Raw genomic sequence first — 20496 nt, 5'->3', positions numbered from 1 at the left:
CTCAGGCACAACGGGAGAAGGTAGTATGAAACCCATATTTCAAAGTGTGAATTGCCCTTTTTGTGGTTACCCCAGCGACATTTGCGTGGAAGCCTCAGCAGAGGATCAAGACTACATCGAGGATTGCAGCAATTGCTGCAATCCAATGCATATTCGAGTGCATACCGATGATCTGCAGCATCGTGTGCAGATCTTCGTCGATGCCGATGACGAACAGTATTACTGAGCTTGCTCAGTGTTGGCAAAGCGTGTTGCCATCACGCGCTCAACGGTGCGAATAATCGTCACGGTTTGTTGATCGAGTTCGATATTAATGCGATCGCCAATCACTTTATCGCCTAAGGTTGTTAGCGCCAATGTTTCCGGGATCAAATACAAGCCAAAGCCTTCGGCAGTGACTTCGCCCACGGTTAAACTGCAGCCTTCCACCGCGATAAACCCTTTTGGTTGGATGTAAGGCAGCATGGCCGGATCTACTTTCAGCAGCAGCTGACAGTTTTGCGCATCTTGGGTTTTTCCGACCAATTCGGCCGTTGCTTGAATGTGGCCCGAGACAATATGCCCGCCCAGCTCGTCGCCAAAACGCAGAGAGCGCTCTAAGTTGACTCGGCTACCGACTTTTAGCGTACCAAGATTGGTTTTATCTAACGTTTCAGCAATAACATCAAAGCAAACCCAACCAGCAGCACTGTCAAAGTCGGTGGCGGTAAGGCAAACACCATTAATCGCAATACTGGCGCCACGTTGCAATTGCGCCAGATGTGTGGGGGCAACGTTTAGGGTTAAGGTCCTCAGACCGGGTAAATCAGCAATTTGCTTGATGATGGCGGTGGTTTGCACTATTCCAGTAAACATAAAACCTCAGTTGTGTTAAATTGCGCGGCTGACAACACTGTAGCAAAATTAAGACGGCGCTCATGTTACCTTTTTCCCGCTTTGAAGCCAGAACCATTTTAAAATTATCCGGCCCGATCATTCTGGCACAAGTCACGCAAACCTTAATGATGTTTGTCGATACTGTGATGGCCGGTCGCTACGGTGCCGTTGATATGGCCGCCATTGCGGTTGCATCAGGCTTATGGCTGCCGATTGTGATGACCTTACAAGGTTTATTGCTGGCGTTAACGCCGATTATCGCCCAGTTTTTTGGCAGCAAACAAACCAGCTTAGTCAGTCACTATACGTTACAAACCAGTTATTTGGGTTTACTGCTCGCGGCATTATTGTTTGTATTGATGTTGTTTGCTGAAATTCCCATCAGTAAATTACACATGGAAAGCGAACTGCAAACTAAGACCCTGCAATACCTGTACTACGTTAGTTTTGGGCTGTTTCCTGCTGTCGGTTACATTGTGATGCGCAACTTATTTGAAGGCCTTGGCAACACTAAAGCCAGTATGTGGATCAGCTTTGTGGGCCTGTTAGTAAATATCCCCGCCAATTACGTGTTCATTTATGGCAAGTTAGGTATGCCCGCGCTTGGGGGCGCCGGCTGTGGTATTGCCACCAGTTTAGTGTTTTTAGCGATGTTTTTGGCGATGCTTTGCTACGGTTGGTTTAGCCGCTCTACTCGGCCTTATCGGCACTGGCCAGCCAGTTTAAAATTAAATTGGCCAGCACAATGGCAAATCTTTCGTATCGGCACACCCATTGCTGCTTCTATTTTCTTTGAAGTCACCTTATTCGCCTGTGTGCCGCTAATGATTGTGCATTTGGGGCCAGTGATCGTCGCAGGTCATCAGGTGGCGCATAACTACAGCTCAATTATCTTTATGATCCCGTTATCACTAGGTTTAGCCACCACCATCCGCGTCGGGCACTTAGTGGGCGAGCAAAATTTACAAAGCCTGAAAAAAGCCATTGGCTCAGCGCTGATCCTGTCCATGTTGCTCTCGCTGCTCACTATTGTGTTTACACTATTGATGCGCCAACACGTGGCAGCCTTGTATTCGCCTGATCCTGCGGTAATTGCTTTGGCCAGCTCATTATTAATTTTAGCCAGCTTTTATCAGTTTTCAGATGCCATCCAAGTAGTGTCATCTTGTGCCTTACGCGGCATGAAAATTACCATGCCGGTATTTTTTATCACGCTGATTTCCTATTGGCCAATCGGTTTTGGCCTTGGCTGCGTACTAGGCTTAACGAACTGGTTGGTTGAACCGATGGGCGCTCATGGTTTTTGGATCGGCATTATTGTTGGCTTAACGGTCTCTGCCATTGCCTTAGGTTTCGTGTTACGCAAACAATTAAACAGGATGGAACATGAACATAACGCAGGGGCTACTGCTTAGTGTTGCTACCACACTTTTACTTGGCTGCAGCAAGCCAGCAGGTAAAGCGGAACTCGCAGATTATCAACAACGTTTAACGCGGGTGTTGGCTTTAGACAAAGCGGACATCTCGCTCTTACCCACTACTCCGTTACCCGCCAAAAATAGCCTACTGGTGCCGCAACCTGATTTACGCATGGATCTTTTAGACGCGTTTGCAACGCGCCAGTGTGGCTTAGATCAGCTCATTGCTGAACGCAACAGCAGCATGGGCCGCGTATTTAGCGTGAGTAAACGGCTTAACTACGAAATACGTTTACTGGCGGTGTTAGCTGATTGCGATCAGCAAGATTGGCCTGAACCATTAAAACAACAAATAACGGAGGTTTATCAGCAGAAACTCGCACAAATCAACAGCGTGTTTTTAAACATGCTGCAAACCGATGACACCTTACGCAAACGTTGGCACAACAGTGACAGCATGCTCGCGCCCAATGATAGCAGTGGCTTTAACGAAAGCTTGGCCGCTTTACAGTTGCTAGTGGAATTGAAACATGCCATCAATGCGAAAGATTGGCAACGCGCCAGCCAAATGGATCCTGAGCGCGCGCTAGAAAGTTTATATCGTTATGATTTTCTGTCCAAACTGCAATACAGTTTACGTTATACTCGCAGTTGGTTTGTGGCGATTAACCCCAAATTACAACAGATCTCCCCGAGCACACTGTGCACCAATAACCGCAATACCGAACAGTTAGCGATATTAACCACCGTCTTTCGCAAGTTTTTTATCGGCGAGATTCAAGCCTATTTAGCGCAGCTCAGCCGCTTTCAACAACAAAGTTGGCCGCTGTTAGATGAACTATACCAAGATACGGCGCTGCATCCTGTGTTAACGCAGCGCTACTTAGAGCAAGCAGAGCAATTACAACGTTTATTGTTAGCGCACGTGGGGTGGTATCAAGAGCTTAATAAGGTGTGCCCGGTAAGCTTAACCTCAAGCTAAGCACACTTAGCTTGAGGTTGTTGTAGGTTATTTACTGGTAGGTTGATAAGGCATACCTTGTTGCCACCACTTGGGTGCTGGCTTACCTTTTAAATAATGGTCAAAAAACTCAAGCATTTTAATGGTGTAATCAATTTTATTAGCATACTGCTTTAAATGATGCGGCTCACCTTCGTATTGCAACATCACTACCGGCTTGTTTAAGCGGCGCAGTGCTAAATAGTACTCAATGCCCTGCTCCCATGGCACCGCGCCATCGTCATCCCCAAATTGAATTAACATCGGCGTGTTAATGCGATCAGCAAAGAACACTGGCGAGTTATCAATATAGGGTTTTAAATTTTCAAACATCGAGGGGCCAATCCGGCTTTGCCCTGTTTCATACTGAAACTGCCGCGCTAAACCTGACTCCCAGCGAATGCCACTGTAAGCACTGGTCATGTTCGACACCGGTGCACCCGATACCGCTGCGGCAAACATATCGGTTTCAGTGACCACAAAGGCGGTTTGATAGCCAGACCAGCTGTGGCCATGTAAGCCAATGGCTTTAGGATCAGCAATGCCCAAATCAATCAGTTTTTGCACCCCTGGTACTAATGACTCGGTGGCGCTTGGCCCTGGCGCGCCCTCACGGAAGCGTACATCCGGTAAAAACACCACATAATCTTGGCCTAAGTAAAACGGAAAATTCGGCCGGTGGTTAATTTTCATTTGATTATAATGGTTTAGACGCTGTGAAAACTGCTCATAGTAATACACCATAACCGGATAGCGTTTATTGGCATCATAACCATCGGGCGTTAACACTACACCTTGTAAACGCTCGCCATCGGCGGTTGTCCAGTCAATTAAATGGCTGTCACCCCAAATAAACTCACTTTGCTGCGGATTGACCTGGGTTAACTGTAGGCGCTCGCTAAAGTCATAACTGGCTTGCCACAGATCAGGGAATTGCCGGAAGCTTTGCTCAGTAAACAGGTAGCGTTGTTGTTGCTCTAACACTTCGACAAAGTCATAACGCTTTGCACCTTGTATTAAGGTGGTGAGCGCACCATTGGCCAGTTCAAACTTGGCAAAACCATAGCCCTTGTTTTCTTCGTGATACATGGCCAATAACAGGGTGGCGTTTGGCGCGAAGGCAAGCGTCTCATCGGTTTTTTCTACCCGGTATTGCAGCTGATTAGCGCGGCCCTGCTTAGTCAGGTTTTGGCTAGTGCCATCTAACGCCAAGGCCCAAATGTCGAAGCGATCGTACACCAACACGGCTGTGCTATCGGCAAGCCAGCCGGCTACGCCATAACTGCGCGCTGGCATGGGTACGTCATTTTCTTCATCTACCCAAGATACAGCAACATCGCTACCTAATACTTGTTGCTGACCGGTTTGGCTATCAAATACCCGGTATTGCGAATCTTGCAAGTACACCACATAACGGCCATCTGGCGATAAGTGTGCCCACTCCTGGCTGCGATTGGCAGTAAATACCGCCTGGCGTTTGCCGGTTTTTAAATCCACATGCCACATATCATGTAAACGGCCATTCCAGCTCAGTTGTTTTAAATAAGGCCGGCCGTTACTCATCAGCTGCGCAGTGCTGTGCTCGGTTAAGCGCAGCCAATCCTCAACATCCGAACTTAGTACCACCATGGTTAAGTTATCAAGCCAAATCACCGACGGGGCAGTACGTTTTTGCGCCTCTTTGTATTCCGCTTTTTGTTGGCTATTGATTCGATCATCCTCGCCATGCCATACCTGCAAGCGCCGATCTGCCAGTAAACGGTTAATGTCATACAGCTCAGCTTCGGTTTGCGGTAAGGCAGGCTTTGCCACTTGCTCGCTCAGATCGGGCCGATGCCCGACAAACAATCGCTGGCCATCTTTGCTAAAGCGCGGGGCATAATGCTCGCTTAATAGCCAGCCATCGCGAGCGGTATTCACTGGTTGTGCTGCCTCTTTACCGGCTGACCAAAGCCATAATTGCTGCGCCGCTTCAGCTTGTTTACTTGCTGCCAGCTGTGCTTTGGTTGGGCCTTGGAAAAACGCTAACTGCGTGCCCTGCTCATTAAATTGCAGCTGTTGCAGTTTTTGATCAGCGTGAGCTAAAGCAGCAAATTGCTTATTGGCGGCACTGTCCCAGACTATCAGCGCTTGTTGCGCGGCGCTTTCGCTTGCGTTGTTGTTTTTGCTCGCCTTATCGGTATGCTGTGCAACCCATGCCACTAAGGGCCCGGTTTCAGCTGCCGCAAAATCTGTTACCAGCCCTAAGGTGGTTAGTTTACCGCTGGCTAAATGCAGCGCTTGTAGGCTTTGCGTCTCGTCTTTGCTGTCAGCTTTACGTACCAGTAACAGGGCATACTGGCTATCACCGCTAAAGGCAAAGCGATCAATATTGGCAATTACCTGGCTTTCGCCGGTGGCGGTATTAAGTAGCACCGCGTTTTGCGCAAGCGCATCGCGGGCTTTTTTATCTACGGTTTGTTCACGGGCTAATAACGGCGCTTGCTGGCGAAACAAAGCATAAGCCCCATTGGCGCTTACTTGGCCACGATCGGCATTGGGTACACTAAACTGCTGACCTGAAGCAATGTGCACCACATAACCGGTGCTATCACCAAAATCCGGCATGGCGGTATAAAGCATCACCTGCTGGTTTTTACTGACTTGGCGCTGGCTAATCTCCCGAAACTGCATGATATCGTTCAGGCTTAACGGTTTAAGATTGGCGGTACTGATTTGACTGGATTGGATCACAACCGAGGTTGCAACATCGCCGCGCACCATAGGTGTAGTGCTTTGATACTGGCTACAGGCGACACTGGCAAATGCCAGCAGAAAACAGCCAGCCAGGCGGCTAAAGCCGCGAACAGTATTAGACATAGAACCCTCAATAACGGTGTTTATCGTTTTATTTTGTTAAAACTTACCACAAGCCAACAACGTTGTGGCAAGCCATAGCCTGAGCACCACCCTAGATACGACCAACTCCAAGCCATGTGCGGTTAATTACCCCACAATAGCGCCCGCCGCAGGCCAACACGGCTAAATTTCAGCCAAACACATCAACCAGGCAGAAAAACACTTGCCAAGAGGCCACTAGCGCAATAACATAGCGCCCGTTGTCGATGACAGTTATCAATAACAACTCAGTGCGCGTCCTTAGCTCAGTTGGTTAGAGCACTACCTTGACATGGTAGGGGTCGGTGGTTCGAGTCCACTAGGACGCACCAAAGAATTCAAACAAAAAAGCCGCTCATTGAGTGGCTTTTTTGTTTTTAGGGCCTTGAATATATTCATTTTTATTTTTAACAGACAAAAAATTAAAACAGCGTGTGATTTTTAACCAGTGTTCACCCACCCTTGTTTTTACCCGTTTTACACCCAAAAACACGTTCGGTGACCAAATGGTGACCAAATGGTGACCACGCCCCTCGCAAAAATTGTTTGACGTTTATCTTTTTTGACCCCTACCTTAGAAAAACCACATCAAAATTAAGTCTTTAAAACCACAAACAAAATTGCTTAAAAAATTTATCTTATGTTTATTTTGATTTAGGATGAGTTAATAACATGCGGCAAAGGAGTAGCATTTATTGGCCAACACTAAAACACCCACATTCAAAAGCTATGCTGACTTTACGGCTCATCTTGCATCTGCAGCGACGCTGATCCATCTGCCACTATCACACCTGCAATTATCTAAAGTTACTGAAAAATTGTTGCTGTCAGCAAACGTTGTAACGATATACAAGTCCAGCAGTAATACTTCAGCGCTTTCTGTTGGTGCGCTCAGAGCTCAAGCAATTCAAAATCCCATCATTGCCATGAAAGCAAAAAACAGTTCAGACGATACTCCCCGCTTTGATGTAATTGGCGGAGTAATTACTTATCAAAGATTACTCAGTGCTCACCCTGATAAAACTGAGAGGTTTCCTGTTTTGGTGGTAAATAACTTTCTGCCTAAAGCGATGGTCCAGCTTTTTGCGCTACATGATTTTACTCGGCTATTTTTGCACGACGCTCATATCACAGAATTTAAAACGGTAATGAGCTATTTGGAAGCTTGGATTGAAAAACCCAAAGGAGCAAACAGTATTTTTCAATCTCAAGAATGGTTAACGCTTTATCCTGAGCTAACTAGTAAAGCCAAAGTAGCATCATGGCTTAATGTTACCAATAAACATTTTGTCAGCAACGGTGACAAATGAAACAAGAATTGAATATCAATGTCTTTAGAGAAAAACAGCAAGAAAGTAACGTCTCGCCAGATTTAATCATTCCAACTGAGTTTATTGAGCGCATAGATGCTCCAGAAAACTTGCGGGGTTTATATTTTATCAGTAACACAATTAGTATTGTAAAAAGTGAAATTCGAGATTTGGCAGCGTTTTTAAAAATTTCGGATGCGGCATTCAGTGAACTTAGCAAATCAATCACTGAACTAAAAGAAGAATACCCGTCGTTAACCAACAGACACAAACAAAATGGCTGGTGTGATGCTCAGCCTATCTATGCACTTTTATTTGAATATTCTGCTAATTCAAAAATCATCAAAAATGTACCTACCAATAGGTTGCTTGTGTCTTTTTTGTCTCATTATTGGACGAATGAAAGCAAAATACTGAGTGAAATTTCTAAAACTAGTTCTAAGTTAAAAGAAGCCTCAGGTGCTTTGAGGCTTCTTCTACAAAACCCAGAAGAATTTGATGCCACAGAGATAGTTCGTTCGAAATCTTCCCAAGCGAAAGGCAAGGCATTATTGGACCTGCTCGACAGCGATAGAAATTTGCAACTTAAAACACGTAATTATATCCGACAGCTAGCACATTTTTATTTATTAGATTGGAAACCGCGAAAAAGTACTAAACGTGAATACAGTAAAAGGCGTAGTTTTGGTAAACGAAATTTTGATGTCAGTTTCCCAGTGCGTATTTCGGTTTGTCCGGTCACCTGTTCCGGTTTCATCCGGCCAGGCGTTTCGGTGTGATCCGGCCAGCATGATCTGACCTTCGTTTATCCTCTCTTTTTACCCGACTTCTTCTCCCTGAACCAGTGTTTTTTTACGTTGTGACTCACCTGTTAATTCCAGTCGGTGGGCATTGTGGATCACTCTGTCTAACAGCGCATCTGCAACAGTGGGATTATCCATTAAGCCGTACCACTCCGAGACCGGTAACTGACTGACGATGATTGTGCTGCGTTGCTCGTAGCGATCTTCAATCACGTCCAGTAAATCGCTGACTTGTTTACCTTTAAATCCCTCAAGGCCCCAGTCATCCAAGATCAACATATCTACCTTTTGTAGCTGTACCAGTTGTTTAAGATAGCTACCATCAGCATGCCCTATTTTCAGGCTTTCCAGTAACCGACCTAACCGGTAATACAGCACGCGTTTATTCTGTCGGCAAGCTTGCTCACCTAAGGCGCAGGCAAGATAGGTTTTGCCGCTGCCAGTGGGGCCGGTTATCAAGATATTCTGGTGGTACGTCAGGTGATGTCCTTGCATCAGTGGCGTAATTTGTTCAGCTCGCAAGCCGCGCTTTGCCGGATAACGTAAGCCTTCTGGTGTCGCTTTAAGGCGCAGATTGGCTTGTTTGCGCAAGCGTTGTAAGCGGGTGTTATCCCGCGCCAGATGTTCTTGCTCGACCAGTAATCCCAATCGTTCATCGAAGCTAAGCTCGGCATAAGTATGGGGCGCAAGGCGTTGTTGCTCCAGCGCATTGGCCATGGCTGCCAGCTTTAGCTGGCGTAGTTGGATAAGTAGTGCGTCCATTAGTGTTGTCCTTATTGGTAGTATTTTGAGCCACGGATGTTGATGTGAGTACCAGGGATAATTGTGTTGGTTTCATCAGGTTGCCAGCGCATATCTTCGCCGTTTTTAAGCAGCTTTTTGATGACCGGTATATAAGGTAGCTGGCGACTTATGGCGAGCGCGCAGGCGTTTTCCAGCCGGTCACTGCCGTAGCGTTTTTGCTCACTCAGTAGCGCCAGGCAGGCGCGCTGTGCCTGAACCAGATGGTCTTTACTGCGTTCAACGGCTAATACCACCGCTAGGGTGTTGGAGCCAATATGCGTGGCCCAGCTGCGAATACGCTCTGGGTTCCACTCCTGATAGGCTGCATGGTTTTCTGGCATATGCGCCACGTCTGTGCTGTGCCGGTAAGCGTTATGGCTGCGAGGATGCTGTGCGACACATTTAGTCTGATGGTAAACCTTAACCAGCGTCTGCGTGGCACTGATTTCAACCCGCTCACCGACTAAACGGTGTGGCACCGAGTACCAGTGATTGTCGTACTGTACGTGGTAATCTTTGGCGACTTTAGCAATGCGATAATCGGTGTACTCATAAGCATAAGGCGGCAGAGGTTGTAAGGCAGGTTCGTCCAGTAATTTAAACAACTGCTCACGGCTGGCACCGTTGTAATGCTTCATTGGCCGCTGGTTAAGCTCAGTATTCAGTGCCCGGATAGCCTGATTTAGCGCAGCCAGTGAATAAAACACCTGATGGCGCAACCGGGCTAATACCCAGCGCTCAACAATCAGTACAGCAGATTCGACTTTGCCTTTATCCTGCGGTTTGCGTGGTCGGGTGGGCATCAATGCACAGCCATAATGTCTGGCCAGGGCTTTGTAATTGTCGTTAAGCACCGGCTCGAACCTATCCGCTTTATCAACCGCCGCTTTGAGGTTATCGGGTATCAATAACGCCGGTACACCGCCCAAAAACGTCAGGCAGCGGCTGTTCGCCATCAGCCAGGACTCCATATCCTGACCTTCACAGGCTTCAATATAGGTGTAGTTCGATGCCCCCATGGTGGCGACGAAGATAGCGGCGTGTTTTATCTCGCCGGTTTGAGGGTTCACAATCGGCACAGTCGGGCCACAGAAGTCGATAAACAGCTTTTCACCGGCGTCATGATGCTGTCGCATCGAGCGTTTTTGTACAGCACACCAGCGCCGGTAATGCTCGCAGAACTGCGTGTAGCCAAGGGCGTTACTGCCGTGCTCAGCCTGATATTCCTGCCATAACAGCAATTTGGTGACGCCTTTTCTGCGCAGCTCAAGATGTACCTGCACCCACGACGGCAAGACCCGCTGCGTACTGTAATCACGGCCAGGGAATAACTGTTTGTCGAGGCTATCAAGCGGATAGTCGGCTGCCAGCGGCCAACTGAGGCCTAAATTGTTAAAGCGGATAATCAAATCACTGATGGTTGCCCGGCCAATATTTAAAGCCTGAGAGATTTGCCGATCGCTTAACCGGGCTTCAAATTTAAGGCGGAATATATCCAGATAAGTGTGCATATCTGTCCTTACCATTTTCTTTTTACGTGTCATGACTACTCCGACAAACAGTTAAAAAACTGTTATGCCAAAGTCCGTAAAACGAAGGAAGAACAAACTGGCCGGACGATACCGAAACAGGTGGCCGGATTAGGCCGAAATCAGTGGCCGGATGATACCGAAATGGGTGGCCGACTCATGCCGAAATCGCTGGCCGGATCATCCCGAAATACGCACCCAGTACCAAATGATCCATCACTGCGTATTCACAAACGAGACATTTCAGAACTAAAAACAATAGAGGATGCGGGCATATTACCTGATGACTTATCTCAAGATGTCGATGTGATTGAAGTCCGTAATCCTGAAAAATTGACTAGGCCAAAAACCAGAGCACAGTTGGTTGAGCAAGTACTCGATGAACATAAGAAAATGTATCAAGTTTTCGACATTTCGAACAGGTTGCAGCGTGCGCATAATGGTCATTTACTAGATAAAAGTTTGCTTCAACCCTATGAGCTGATTGAATTAGTTAAATACCTTAACCCCTTAAATGTACTTGAGAAACCTGATAAAAGGCAAGTCGCTGTTTGGTGCTGTTGGGTCATGCTGGTTACTGGTCGTAGTCTAAGTGAACAACTGACCATGATGTTTAATTCAGCAACTAAAGAAGGTGTTTTTTATCGCGACAACCTTTTTGGCTGGCAATTCATCATTATGCCGGTTACCACAGATGCAAAACCCATGCATGTAGCTTTAAGTTTACCTCACTTTATGCAGCCTCTCTTAAAACAACTACAAACACTATCTGAAGCAGATGAGCGACTGTTGCTACCTAAAAAATTGACTGAAAAATCCATAGAAAAAGAAATTCATCTGAGGTATCCCCAGAAATTCTCTAGTTAAAATAAAATGTTAGGCGATTAGGGAACATTCATGGTGGTTCCCGATCTGATCATTCGCCAAAACTCACAAAACGCGGATGGTCACCATGAATGTAAAAACTATGCTCGCTGATTTCCTTGCATTTGTCACCCCCAAAACGATGCATAAAACCCGATTTTCGGTGTTATTAGATGCTGTAACAGCTTTGACCAAAGACGCGCGGTGCACCGTCACAGCGATTGGTCGCGCTATGCCAGGCACTTCTGACAAAGTCAGCATTAAGCGCGCGGATAGATTGCTCAGCAATGCCAATCTACAACGGGAACTGCCTCTGATCTATGCGGCAATGACTCATTTGATTGTCAGTAGCAAAACGCAGCCGCTCATTTTGATTGACTGGAGCAACGCTGATACCGCGAAGCGCCATTTTATTTTGCGAGCCAGCATCGCTGTTGATGGCAGAGCACTCACGCTATTACAAAAAGTAGCGGCGGCAGAAGATTACACTTGCCCACATTTGCACTGGGCGTTTTTAAAGCAACTCAAGGCCATGTTACCTAGCGACTGTAAGCCTGTTATCGTCACCGATGCTGGCTTTAAAGTGCCCTGGCTTAAGCAGGTACGCAAATTAGGCTGGCATTATGTCGCAAGAGTCAGAGGTAACGTGAAGCTTAAGCTGGCAGAGCAAACAGAGTTTATGACCGTAAATGCGCTTTATAAAAAAGCTCGCGCCACCCCTAAACACTTAGGCGCAATCGTGCTGACTCAGACGCAACACTATGAAACCCGCGCGATTCTAGTTGGTAAAGGCTATAAGCTATTGAAGCGAGACAAAAATAAGTCTTACAAAGAACCTTGGTTATTGGTGTCATCTTTGCCTGATTGCCATGGCTACGCAGATAAAATCGCCAAGTGCTACAGTAGCCGGATGCAAATTGAAGAAAGCTTCAGAGACCAGAAAAGCTCACGTTATGGCTTAGGAAGCGACCTGCACGGCACTAAAATCAAATCACGTTTGGGTATATTGCTGTTACTGGCGGCACTGGCAAATTGGTTCCACTACCTGATGGGTGCGGCGGGTGAAAAGGCTGGCTTACATTTGCGATATCAGGCTAATACGGTAAAAAATCGGCGAGTGCTGGCACTGAACTTCCTCGGGATACTGCTTTGTAAGGAACCGAAACTGCCTATTCGCAGACACGATTATCAGCAAGGGCTAAAGCAGATCTTGCACTGGGTTGCACAGTGGGACTGGGCGCTAATCAAATTGGCAAAGAGCTAATACTATGGGGTGTAAATTTGTGGGGATCCCTCAGGAAATTCATAATTTACTTAAGCTATTTGCAAAAAAAACGCAGATCAGTTTAAGTATCGATAAAATTAAACACTTTTGTTTGCACAGAATTATTGCGGTTGGTAAGCAAGATCCGGTCATTTTATTATATGCATTTGGCGGATATAGTTATCAAACCAGAGTCACGCGTTTTTACTCTCAAATACCGATTAGCAATATCGTTGCAGAACTTAATAAGTTTTGGCATGACGTTAAAACCACTATAAACCAAATAGATCCAGACTGGCTCTTACCTGAGGGGCTAGGTACTTTTCAAGAAGTACCCCCACTTTTAACTGCGCAGCCACTATTGATTGGCTCTAAAGTAATGCCAAGCCTAGCTGAGTTAAATAAACTAACTGGACGATTAGCTAGTCCTTTTTCCACTGCAAACAAAGCAATGGTGCAACAATCAATAGATGCGTTGATTAATTATCACAATCATTATGTTACTTATACGGCGATGATGTTACTAGCTGCGACAGGCTATCGAGCGGTACGTAATCCTCTCCCGTTGCTGAGTTTATTTTTACCTCACTATCATTGCATGGTAATAAGTGACAAAGACGACGAAGACTTCACTAATACTCGAATTGTTGCTGTAGGTTCAATTCTGGCACAACAATTAAACTACTATCAAAATCATATCGAAAAACTGTGTAATCTGATCATCATTTTGAAACCAGAACTTGGCGAACACATTCACTCTGCCATCGACAAACTGAGAATTGCACTTCTAAATAGCTTTGGTGAAAACCAAACTTTATTAAAAAGTGTTAAAAATAACGTTAAGTTACCGGGCCCGCTTTTTGAATTACAAATGAAACAGGATTCACTCCAGTGCATCGCCATTTCACCTAAAACGCTAAAGGCCAGATTAAAGGGCTTTAAATTCCCAATTAATTTTGGCCGACATGTTTTAAGAAGTTACTTGCTAAAGAAGCAATTGCCCTCCGAATTAATTAACTTTCAACTAGGTCATTGGTCAACAGGTGAAGCAGCTCTTGGTGATTATTCTTCATTTGAGTTAAACGAAGCAATAAACCTGCTCACCCCCATAATTGACGAAATGTTGCAGGAGCAAGGATGGCAAGCACTTCCAACATTGTTAGTTTAATACACTACCTAAATAAAACGAGAAAAACGTTTTGGACTACATTTGAAAAACAGGTCAAAAGCTTACTAACAGATCACAATACCAGTTTAGGATTTGATGTAAGTCCATCGCTTCAAAAAAAACTTACTAAAAATGACTATTCAAAGGATGTAGAAGATCTTATTAATCGCGCTTCTCGCAATTTAAAAATCGATGAATACAACAATACGATCACCGAGGATAGCCTGCAGGTTTATATTAGAAGCCTCAGCAAACAAGCTGGCATTAGGGCAATTCAGCTAGATTTACTGGAAGTGTTTATTCGCTATGTGAAGTTTCACACCGACGTAAGTGCCCCTACAATCCCTCGATTAGTGACTGTAAAAAGCGATATGCCCTGTTTAACAGCAGTGGAACTTCTTAGAGCACACTATGCTGAAAAAATAGATCAATTACTTACAACAGAAATGGTCCAAACAACCTCAGTGCAAAATTACCAGCAAGGCGCTGGCCGTCTTGTATTGTGGCTCATGTTTCGTCTTGGAGTAATTGAGCAAGCACTGTTGCAACACATCATAACTGCGCCAGTAGAGCACTTTGTAATATTAAATCCGCTTTGTTATTTCAAACATAATGAAAAAAGAATATTTTTAGATACGACAGCTCAACTGCTATTGCAACAAGTTTGGGCATTGCAAGAAAGTAATGACAAAGCAACTAACTTACTGAAATGCATCAATGCCTATCTAACTAAAGCAGATCCAAGCAGGCAATTAATAACCACCAAATTTACTAAGTTAAAAGAAGCGGCAAAAATCCATCTCACGTTAAAAGCCTCTCCAATGCAGGCAAGACCCCGCCGTGTCAGGATAGTTGTCCGGTCTTTTTTTCACAATAGTTAGCGTCAGACGGCGGGTGGTTAGCAGGTTGAAATGGCTATATCCCCAGAAAGAAAAGAAGCGATCTTAAAGAAGTTATTACCGCCAGTCAGTCGCTCAGTAGCGCAGTTGGCAAGAGAGGAAGGCATTTGCGAGCAGACGCTGTACAATTGGCGTAATCAGTTAAAAGCTCAAGGATATGCTGTGCCGGTAAGTGGACAAAAGCCTGATGATTGGTCAGGAGAAGCAAAATTGGCGGTGGTGATTGAAACTGCCCCGCTATCAGAGGCTGAGTTAAGCCAGTATTGCCGTGAAAAAGGCTTGTTGGTTGAGCAGGTTAAAGAGTGGCGCAGTGCCTGTGTGATGGGCAATATGAGCGAAGCTCAGCGCAAGGCTGCTGAGAAAAAGCAGTCTAGAGAAGATAAAAAGCGCATTAAAACGTTAGAGCGCGAGCTTAACCGTAAAGAAAAAGCCTTAGCGGAGGCGGCAGCGTTGCTGGTGCTGCGAAAAAAGCTCAGAGCGTACTACGGCGAGGAGGACGAGGACAGTTAACGTCGGTTAGTGAACGCAGCTTAAACCTGGTCTGGTTTGATGAAGCCGTGTTAGCCGGTGCCAGGCGTGATAAGGCTGCACAGGAGCTTGAGATACCGTTGCGTTCACTGCGCCGCTGGCGGGATGAGCAAGGTGTGGTGCTTGAAGATAAACGGCCAGTAGCCATCAGGCAAGAGCCGAAGAACAAGCTTAGTGAAACCGAGCGCGAGCAGATACTGGCCACCTGTAATGACGAAGAGTATGCCAGCTTACCGCCATCGCAAATTGTGCCGAGGTTGGCAGATAAAGGTGTTTATCTGGCGTCGGAATCGACGATGTATCGGGTATTAAAAGCGGCAAACCAACAGCACCATCGTGGCAAAAGCAAAGCACCTCAGAAGCGGCCAATGCCCACCAGTTACAGTGCGTCAGCACCCAATCAGGTGTGGTGTTGGGACATCAGCTATATGCCCTCAGGCATACGCGGTTTATACTGGTATTTATACGCGATCATCGATATTTACAGCCGAAAACTGGTGGCTTGGGAAGTGCACGACAAGGAATGCAGTCAACTGGCCAGTGAGTTGGTACAGCGTGCATTACTCCGTGAGCAGTGCCTGTTTAAACCACTGGTACTGCACTCAGATAACGGCAGTCCGATGAAAGGCAGTACGCTCAGGGTAAAATTGCAAGAATGGGGTGTAACCTCCTCATTCAGCCGGCCCAGAGTGAGCAATGATAATCCGTATGTGGAGTCGTTGTTCAAGACGGTGAAATATTGTCCGCAGTGGCCAACCGGCGGCTTTGCAACCGTAGGTAGTGCCAGAGAGTGGATGTTAGAATTTACACGCTTCTACAATAATGAGCATCGCCATAGTGGTATCAGGTTCGTGACACCGGCGCAGCGGCATCAGCACCAAGATACGGCTCTGCTGGAAAAGCGTAAAGCGGTATATGAACAAGCAAAGTCAGATTACCCACAGCGATGGGCTGGCAGAGCAACAAGAAACTGGAGCCCTATAGGGCCAGTAAGTCTGAATCCTGAGCGGGAAATCGTGCCAGTTCAGGCAGCAGCATAAAACGGGAAAATCGGACAACTACCTTGAAAAACTCCGAGACTGTTAGCCGGTAAAGTTAAATTCTCACCGCTGAACCATCATCGTTGGTTAAGGGTGGCGAGTGGTTCACCTCAACTCCATCCTATTGCTATCGAAAACGATGAATTGAAGCTAACAATTAGACAACAAAGAGTGCTAATTAGAAATAAAGCAGCATTACTCGGAGAGAAAACGAGCAAGTATCCGGTTAATCCAAAAGTGTCAGACAAACTCAAATTCATAAAAGAAAAAACCAGTAGTTATTTTAAGAGCGAAAAACAAGAAGCCACTCAACACAAAACAGCATTAAAAAACTGGTTAGAAACAGATGGCAATTTTGAAGCGGATCCTTGGTCACATCTGTTACTTAGCTGGTGTGTAACACTACTTGAACTTGGGGGTAGTAAAAAAAGAGTAATTCGAAAAAGTACAGTTAATGATTATCTGATAAGTGTTGCAGAACCAATTCTTACCGTTTTAACAAATGATGATTATGACTTAACCGAACCCGATGATTGGATCGAAGCACTGAACAAAGTCATCACACTTGTAAAATCACCTTCGCGTCGAGTTTTTGTCCGTTACTTTGCGAATTACCTTTTACAAACTAAAGTAGCGCCAGAGTTTGAACTGAGCGAACTTGATATTCCAAGCCATCAAACACAGGTTGATGCAAATATTTTAACTTGTCATGAAGCGGAGATCGTTCTTCAATATTTCGAGGCTCAAACAGATATAACGTCTCAAACAGCACGTCTATTATTCTGTTTAGGATTTTTTAGTGGTTTGCGCCGTCAAGAAGCGTCTAAGCTGAAACTGAGAGATATACAAATTAATGGCAAACTTTCAGAAGTTCATGTCAGGCGAAATCTACAAAGAGAGCTTAAGTCACCTCAGAGTGCTCGGAATGTGCCATTAGCACCATTTTGGCCAGAGCAAGAAATTAAGTTTTTGCAATACTTCGTTGAGAGCGCCTTAAGTGAACGCCGAATTGATCAAGCACTTTTTGCCGATCAAGTCATTGTAAGTAAGGCGTTTACTCAATTATCAGATTTGCTAAGGCAAATAACTGCTGAACCAAACTTTCGTTTTCATCATCTTCGACATTCTTATGCTAATTGGATGTACTGGCTGTTACATGCTCATCAATCAGAGAAAAAACTGCCAGCAATATGTTCTACAAACTTCCTCGAAGAGAATAAAAAGCATCAAGCTCAGCACATTGCATTTTTGAACCATCCTTGGTTAAGCAAAGAGGTGGCAGTAGCATTAAAAGAGCGATTAGGTTTAACTTTTGCACTATCTAGAAAAAAACAGTTTGTGTTAAGTCACTTGCTTGGACATTCATCAATTGAAACAACCTGTGGAAGTTACCTGCATCTACTTGATGTATTTTCTTATTTATTTCTCAGCAAGAACTACCAATTAAGCCGCCCTTTGCTTATTCAACATTTTGGTTACCATGCGAAGGTGATCAGTCTTCATCCTCTGCAACTGAAAAAGTCAGTTTCGTTGTTGCAGCAACCCACGTTACTAAACCACGAGCAAATCACAAAAAATGTCACTATCGAATCAAGTTTGCCGATTTTAAGACAACATCAAGCAGTAGCGGTTGAAACAGAAACTAAGCAAGTCTCATTAGTTCAACTTGCAAATTTTATGATCTTACATGAAAAGTCGCTATCAGCAATGGCAATAGCAAGCAGTCTTGAGCTCACCCCTGCCGAGATTGAAAAACTAATCCAGTGCTATCAAGTCACCGCAACAAGAACAGAGTACAAAGCGCTTTTCACTAAAATAAAGGCTAACAATTTAACTAAAAAGTGCACTAACAACGTTGTGGCATGGTGTGAGATCTTAGAATTTGAGAATGGCGTGAACGCTTTAAATCAGCAGGCTATTAAAGATCTTATTTCAATTATGATACCTGGAAAGGGCTTCTTGCCAAGAACAGATTGTGTGATAAAAGCAGCTGAACTTTTAAAGCTTACACATCAATTAAAAATACCGCCTCAGCAACACGCTTTTCGTTTGTTAATTGCAAACCATACTGACTCGCAGAAATTGAGGCGTGGTAATTTTGCAGATGCGCAATTTGTCGCAGCAACCGCTGAAGATTGGATTAACAAACTTGTTAAACATATAAACCTTAAAGCAGCTTCATTTGAATGTGCGAGCTTGTTTCAGTTCACCAGCAAAGTTTCTCAACAAGAATTTGACAAATTACCTATAACAGTCAAGCTCATTCAATCTAAAGAAGTTTTATATAAAAACAATCCATTGTTAGAAGTAAGAATTTTAACTTCACAAAAACGGTTAAATAAAGCCAGCCATAATCAAATAGACACAAGAGACAAAAGCTTGGCAAATTTAATTAAGGTGTTATGTTTATGGTTTTCTTGGCAAAAATTGAAAGAAAATAATCCTAATTAAACTTAGGGTCATGATTTATTTCAATAATCACCAGTCTAAGAGTGGGAAGTCAAGAGAATCTTCACAATGTGCCCAGGCTGTGTGAAAACTGCTGATCACCTTTTGGTCTAAGTAGCAGGTTTTTATGATCAATTATTCTTAATAAAACGCCCCAAGCCAACTGCTTGTTTACTAAAATTAATAGCATACGAAGCAATAGTAAGTGTGCTGATATGACCCACCATATAAAAGGCTCAGGCAGACATCAAGTAACATTGTTTCCTGAGGCACTGGATGATTTTGTTATTGAAAATAACCCTGTCCGAGTAATCGACATCTTTGTTGATGGTCTGCAACTTGCTTCTCTCGGCTTCGAAAATATTAATCCAAAACAGACTGGGCGGCCTGGGTATCACCCGGCCACCATGCTTAAACTGTATATTTATGGATATCTGAATCGTATCCAGTCTTCCCGCAGATTAGAAAAAGAAGCGCATCGAAATGTTGAATTGATGTGGCTGCTTGAGCGATTAACCCCTGACTTTAAAACCATCGCTGATTTCAGAAAAAATAACGGTAAAGGTATTAAGAATGCTTGCCGTGCTTTCATTGACCTATGCAAGCAAATGCAAATGTTCACTGATGTGATTGTTGCCATTGACGGTAGTAAATTTAAAGCGGTAAATAGCAAATCGAATAACTACACTCCGAGCAAGGTTAAAGGCCACATCGAAAGAATTGAGCAAAGCATCAGCTTATATCTGGATAAGCTCGATGATGCCGATAAAAAGGCAGAGCTTGAAGCTAACTCAGAATTAACAGCAACAAAGTTGGCATGGCTTCAAAAGCGTTTAGAAGAGTTAAAGCAAGTGCAGCAAGCCGAAGAGCAACATCCTGATAAACAGCTGTCATTAACAGATCCTGATTCTCGGCTGATGAAAATAAACAATGTTAACCGCCAAGTTAGCTATAACGTACAGACAGCAGTAGATGCAAAGCATCATCTGATTGTTGCTCACGAGGTAACCAATATCCCTGACCGTGGCCAGCTAACGACTGTGACCAAATTAGCGCAAGAGGCAGTGGGTAAGACTGATATTACTGTTCTTGCCGACAAAGGGTATTACAGCCGGAGTGATATTAAAGCGGCTCAGGACTTAGGAGCCGTAGCCTTAGTTCCAAAAGGTGATACCTCTGGAGCTGACCGCAAAGGGCTTTATAACCTCGCACTGTTTAAATATAACCAGGAAAAAGACATCTACATTTGTCCTGCGGGTAACGAGCTTCAGAATCGGTTTACCACCGTTGAAGATGGCTTAGAATTGCAAATGTACTTTAATTGTATTGCTTGTAGGGATTGCAGCCAGCGCGCCAAATGCACCACGTCAAAAAGTGCAGCTAGGCGGATCCGTCGTTGGGTGCATGAATCTGAAATGGAAAACATGCAGGCTAAGTTAGATGCTGCACCACAATCAGCTACGATACGAAAGCAAACCGTGGAGCACCCGTTTGGAACGATCAAAATGTGGATGGGTGCGACTCACTTCTTGATGCGACGATTTACCAATGTAAGCACTGAAATCAGCTTACACATACTGGCATATAACCTGAAACGGATGATATCGATTTGGGGCGTTGAGGGATTGAAAATTAAGCTAAAGGAGCTTTATGAATAGTGAATATTATTGCGTATAAGCCATTGTCAGT

At 44.8% G+C, this 20496-nt stretch carries 16 protein-coding genes and 1 tRNA gene; 13 read left to right on the top strand and 4 right to left on the bottom strand.

The genetic code is table 11. From position 1 onward, the window contains the following. Positions 1–25 precede the first annotated feature (25 nt). Positions 26–226 carry a CPXCG motif-containing cysteine-rich protein gene (locus tag ACUJFK_RS08540; protein ID WP_229585206.1) on the top strand — a complete coding sequence of 67 codons (201 nt, stop codon included), beginning with the start codon at positions 26–28 and terminating at the stop codon, positions 224–226. Here ACUJFK_RS08540 and ACUJFK_RS08535 read toward each other — a convergent pair. Further along, positions 220–855: a riboflavin synthase subunit alpha gene (locus ACUJFK_RS08535; protein WP_445426682.1), complete on the bottom strand. Its 636-nt coding sequence runs from the start codon at positions 853–855 to the stop codon at positions 220–222. The two genes, ACUJFK_RS08540 and ACUJFK_RS08535, sit on opposite strands and share 7 nt — an antisense overlap. 62 nt (positions 856–917) lie before the next feature. Between ACUJFK_RS08535 and ACUJFK_RS08530 the strand changes: the two genes are divergently transcribed. Together ACUJFK_RS08530 and ACUJFK_RS08525 are read left to right on the top strand one after the other, a co-directional pair. Further along, a complete protein-coding gene (locus tag ACUJFK_RS08530) occupies positions 918–2291 on the top strand; it encodes an MATE family efflux transporter (RefSeq protein ID WP_229585204.1) in 1374 nt (457 codons plus the stop codon). Next, positions 2263–3276 carry a DUF3080 family protein gene (locus ACUJFK_RS08525; RefSeq protein WP_445426681.1) on the top strand — a complete coding sequence of 338 codons (1014 nt, stop codon included), beginning with the start codon at positions 2263–2265 and terminating at the stop codon, positions 3274–3276. The genes ACUJFK_RS08530 and ACUJFK_RS08525 overlap by 29 nt, the downstream gene beginning before the upstream one ends. A 27-nt stretch (positions 3277–3303) precedes the next feature. Here ACUJFK_RS08525 and ACUJFK_RS08520 read toward each other — a convergent pair whose 3' ends face one another. Next, entirely contained in the window at positions 3304–6153 is a 2850-nt protein-coding gene (locus ACUJFK_RS08520; RefSeq protein ID WP_445426680.1) for a prolyl oligopeptidase family serine peptidase, read from the bottom strand. Between the two features lie 273 nt (positions 6154–6426). Between ACUJFK_RS08520 and ACUJFK_RS08515 the strand changes: the two genes are divergently transcribed. The 3 genes from ACUJFK_RS08515 (at position 6427) to ACUJFK_RS08505 (ending at position 8260) form a co-directional block, all read left to right on the top strand. Continuing rightward, positions 6427–6503: transfer RNA gene (locus ACUJFK_RS08515), tRNA-Val, on the top strand. A 363-nt stretch (positions 6504–6866) separates the two neighbouring features. After that, a complete protein-coding gene (locus ACUJFK_RS08510; RefSeq protein ID WP_445426679.1) occupies positions 6867–7481 on the top strand; it encodes a hypothetical protein in 615 nt (204 codons plus the stop codon). Further along, positions 7478–8260, top strand: coding sequence for a hypothetical protein (locus tag ACUJFK_RS08505; protein WP_445426678.1), 783 nt, complete (start codon positions 7478–7480; stop codon positions 8258–8260). The genes ACUJFK_RS08510 and ACUJFK_RS08505 overlap by 4 nt, the downstream gene beginning before the upstream one ends. A gap of 39 nt (positions 8261–8299) precedes the next feature. Here ACUJFK_RS08505 and istB read toward each other — a convergent pair whose 3' ends face one another. Both istB and istA read right to left on the bottom strand, forming a co-directional pair. Beyond that, on the bottom strand, positions 8300–9046 hold the full coding sequence (gene istB, locus ACUJFK_RS08500) for an IS21-like element helper ATPase IstB (protein WP_445425371.1): 747 nt from the start codon (positions 9044–9046) through the stop codon (positions 8300–8302). Positions 9047–9057: 11 nt separating this feature from the next. Continuing rightward, on the bottom strand, positions 9058–10611 hold the full coding sequence (gene istA, locus ACUJFK_RS08495) for an IS21 family transposase (protein WP_445426677.1): 1554 nt from the start codon (positions 10609–10611) through the stop codon (positions 9058–9060). Between the two features lie 144 nt (positions 10612–10755). On the opposite strand from istA, the gene ACUJFK_RS08490 reads away from it, so the two are divergent. From ACUJFK_RS08490 to ACUJFK_RS08460, 7 genes are all read left to right on the top strand, one after another. Beyond that, positions 10756–11463 (top strand): hypothetical protein, encoded by a 708-nt coding sequence (locus ACUJFK_RS08490; RefSeq protein ID WP_445426676.1) that lies wholly within the window; start codon positions 10756–10758, stop codon positions 11461–11463. A gap of 76 nt (positions 11464–11539) precedes the next feature. Next, entirely contained in the window at positions 11540–12724 is a 1185-nt protein-coding gene (locus ACUJFK_RS08485; RefSeq protein WP_445424681.1) for an IS4 family transposase, read from the top strand. Between the two features lie 4 nt (positions 12725–12728). Then, entirely contained in the window at positions 12729–13892 is a 1164-nt protein-coding gene (locus tag ACUJFK_RS08480; RefSeq protein ID WP_445426675.1) for a hypothetical protein, read from the top strand. Further along, positions 13862–14773, top strand: a complete 912-nt coding sequence (locus ACUJFK_RS08475; protein ID WP_445426674.1) for a hypothetical protein — start codon at positions 13862–13864, stop codon at positions 14771–14773. The genes ACUJFK_RS08480 and ACUJFK_RS08475 overlap by 31 nt, the downstream gene beginning before the upstream one ends. A 30-nt stretch (positions 14774–14803) precedes the next feature. Beyond that, positions 14804–16359 (top strand): IS3 family transposase gene (locus ACUJFK_RS08470; RefSeq protein WP_445424806.1). Its coding sequence is split into 2 segments (ribosomal slippage): positions 14804–15287 and positions 15287–16359, totalling 1557 coding nucleotides; the frame shifts between segments, so codons are not numbered across the junction. A 93-nt stretch (positions 16360–16452) separates the two neighbouring features. Beyond that, positions 16453–18810, top strand: coding sequence for a tyrosine-type recombinase/integrase (locus ACUJFK_RS08465; protein ID WP_445426673.1), 2358 nt, complete (start codon positions 16453–16455; stop codon positions 18808–18810). Between the two features lie 212 nt (positions 18811–19022). Next, positions 19023–20465, top strand: a complete 1443-nt coding sequence (locus tag ACUJFK_RS08460; RefSeq protein WP_445426672.1) for an IS1182 family transposase — start codon at positions 19023–19025, stop codon at positions 20463–20465. The last annotated feature ends 31 nt before the right edge of the window (positions 20466–20496 follow it).

It is taken from the genome of Alishewanella sp. HL-SH06 (genome assembly GCF_052656265.1).
Note: the sequence above shows the minus strand (reverse complement) of the source record. Positions and strands in the feature narration are given on the sequence as shown.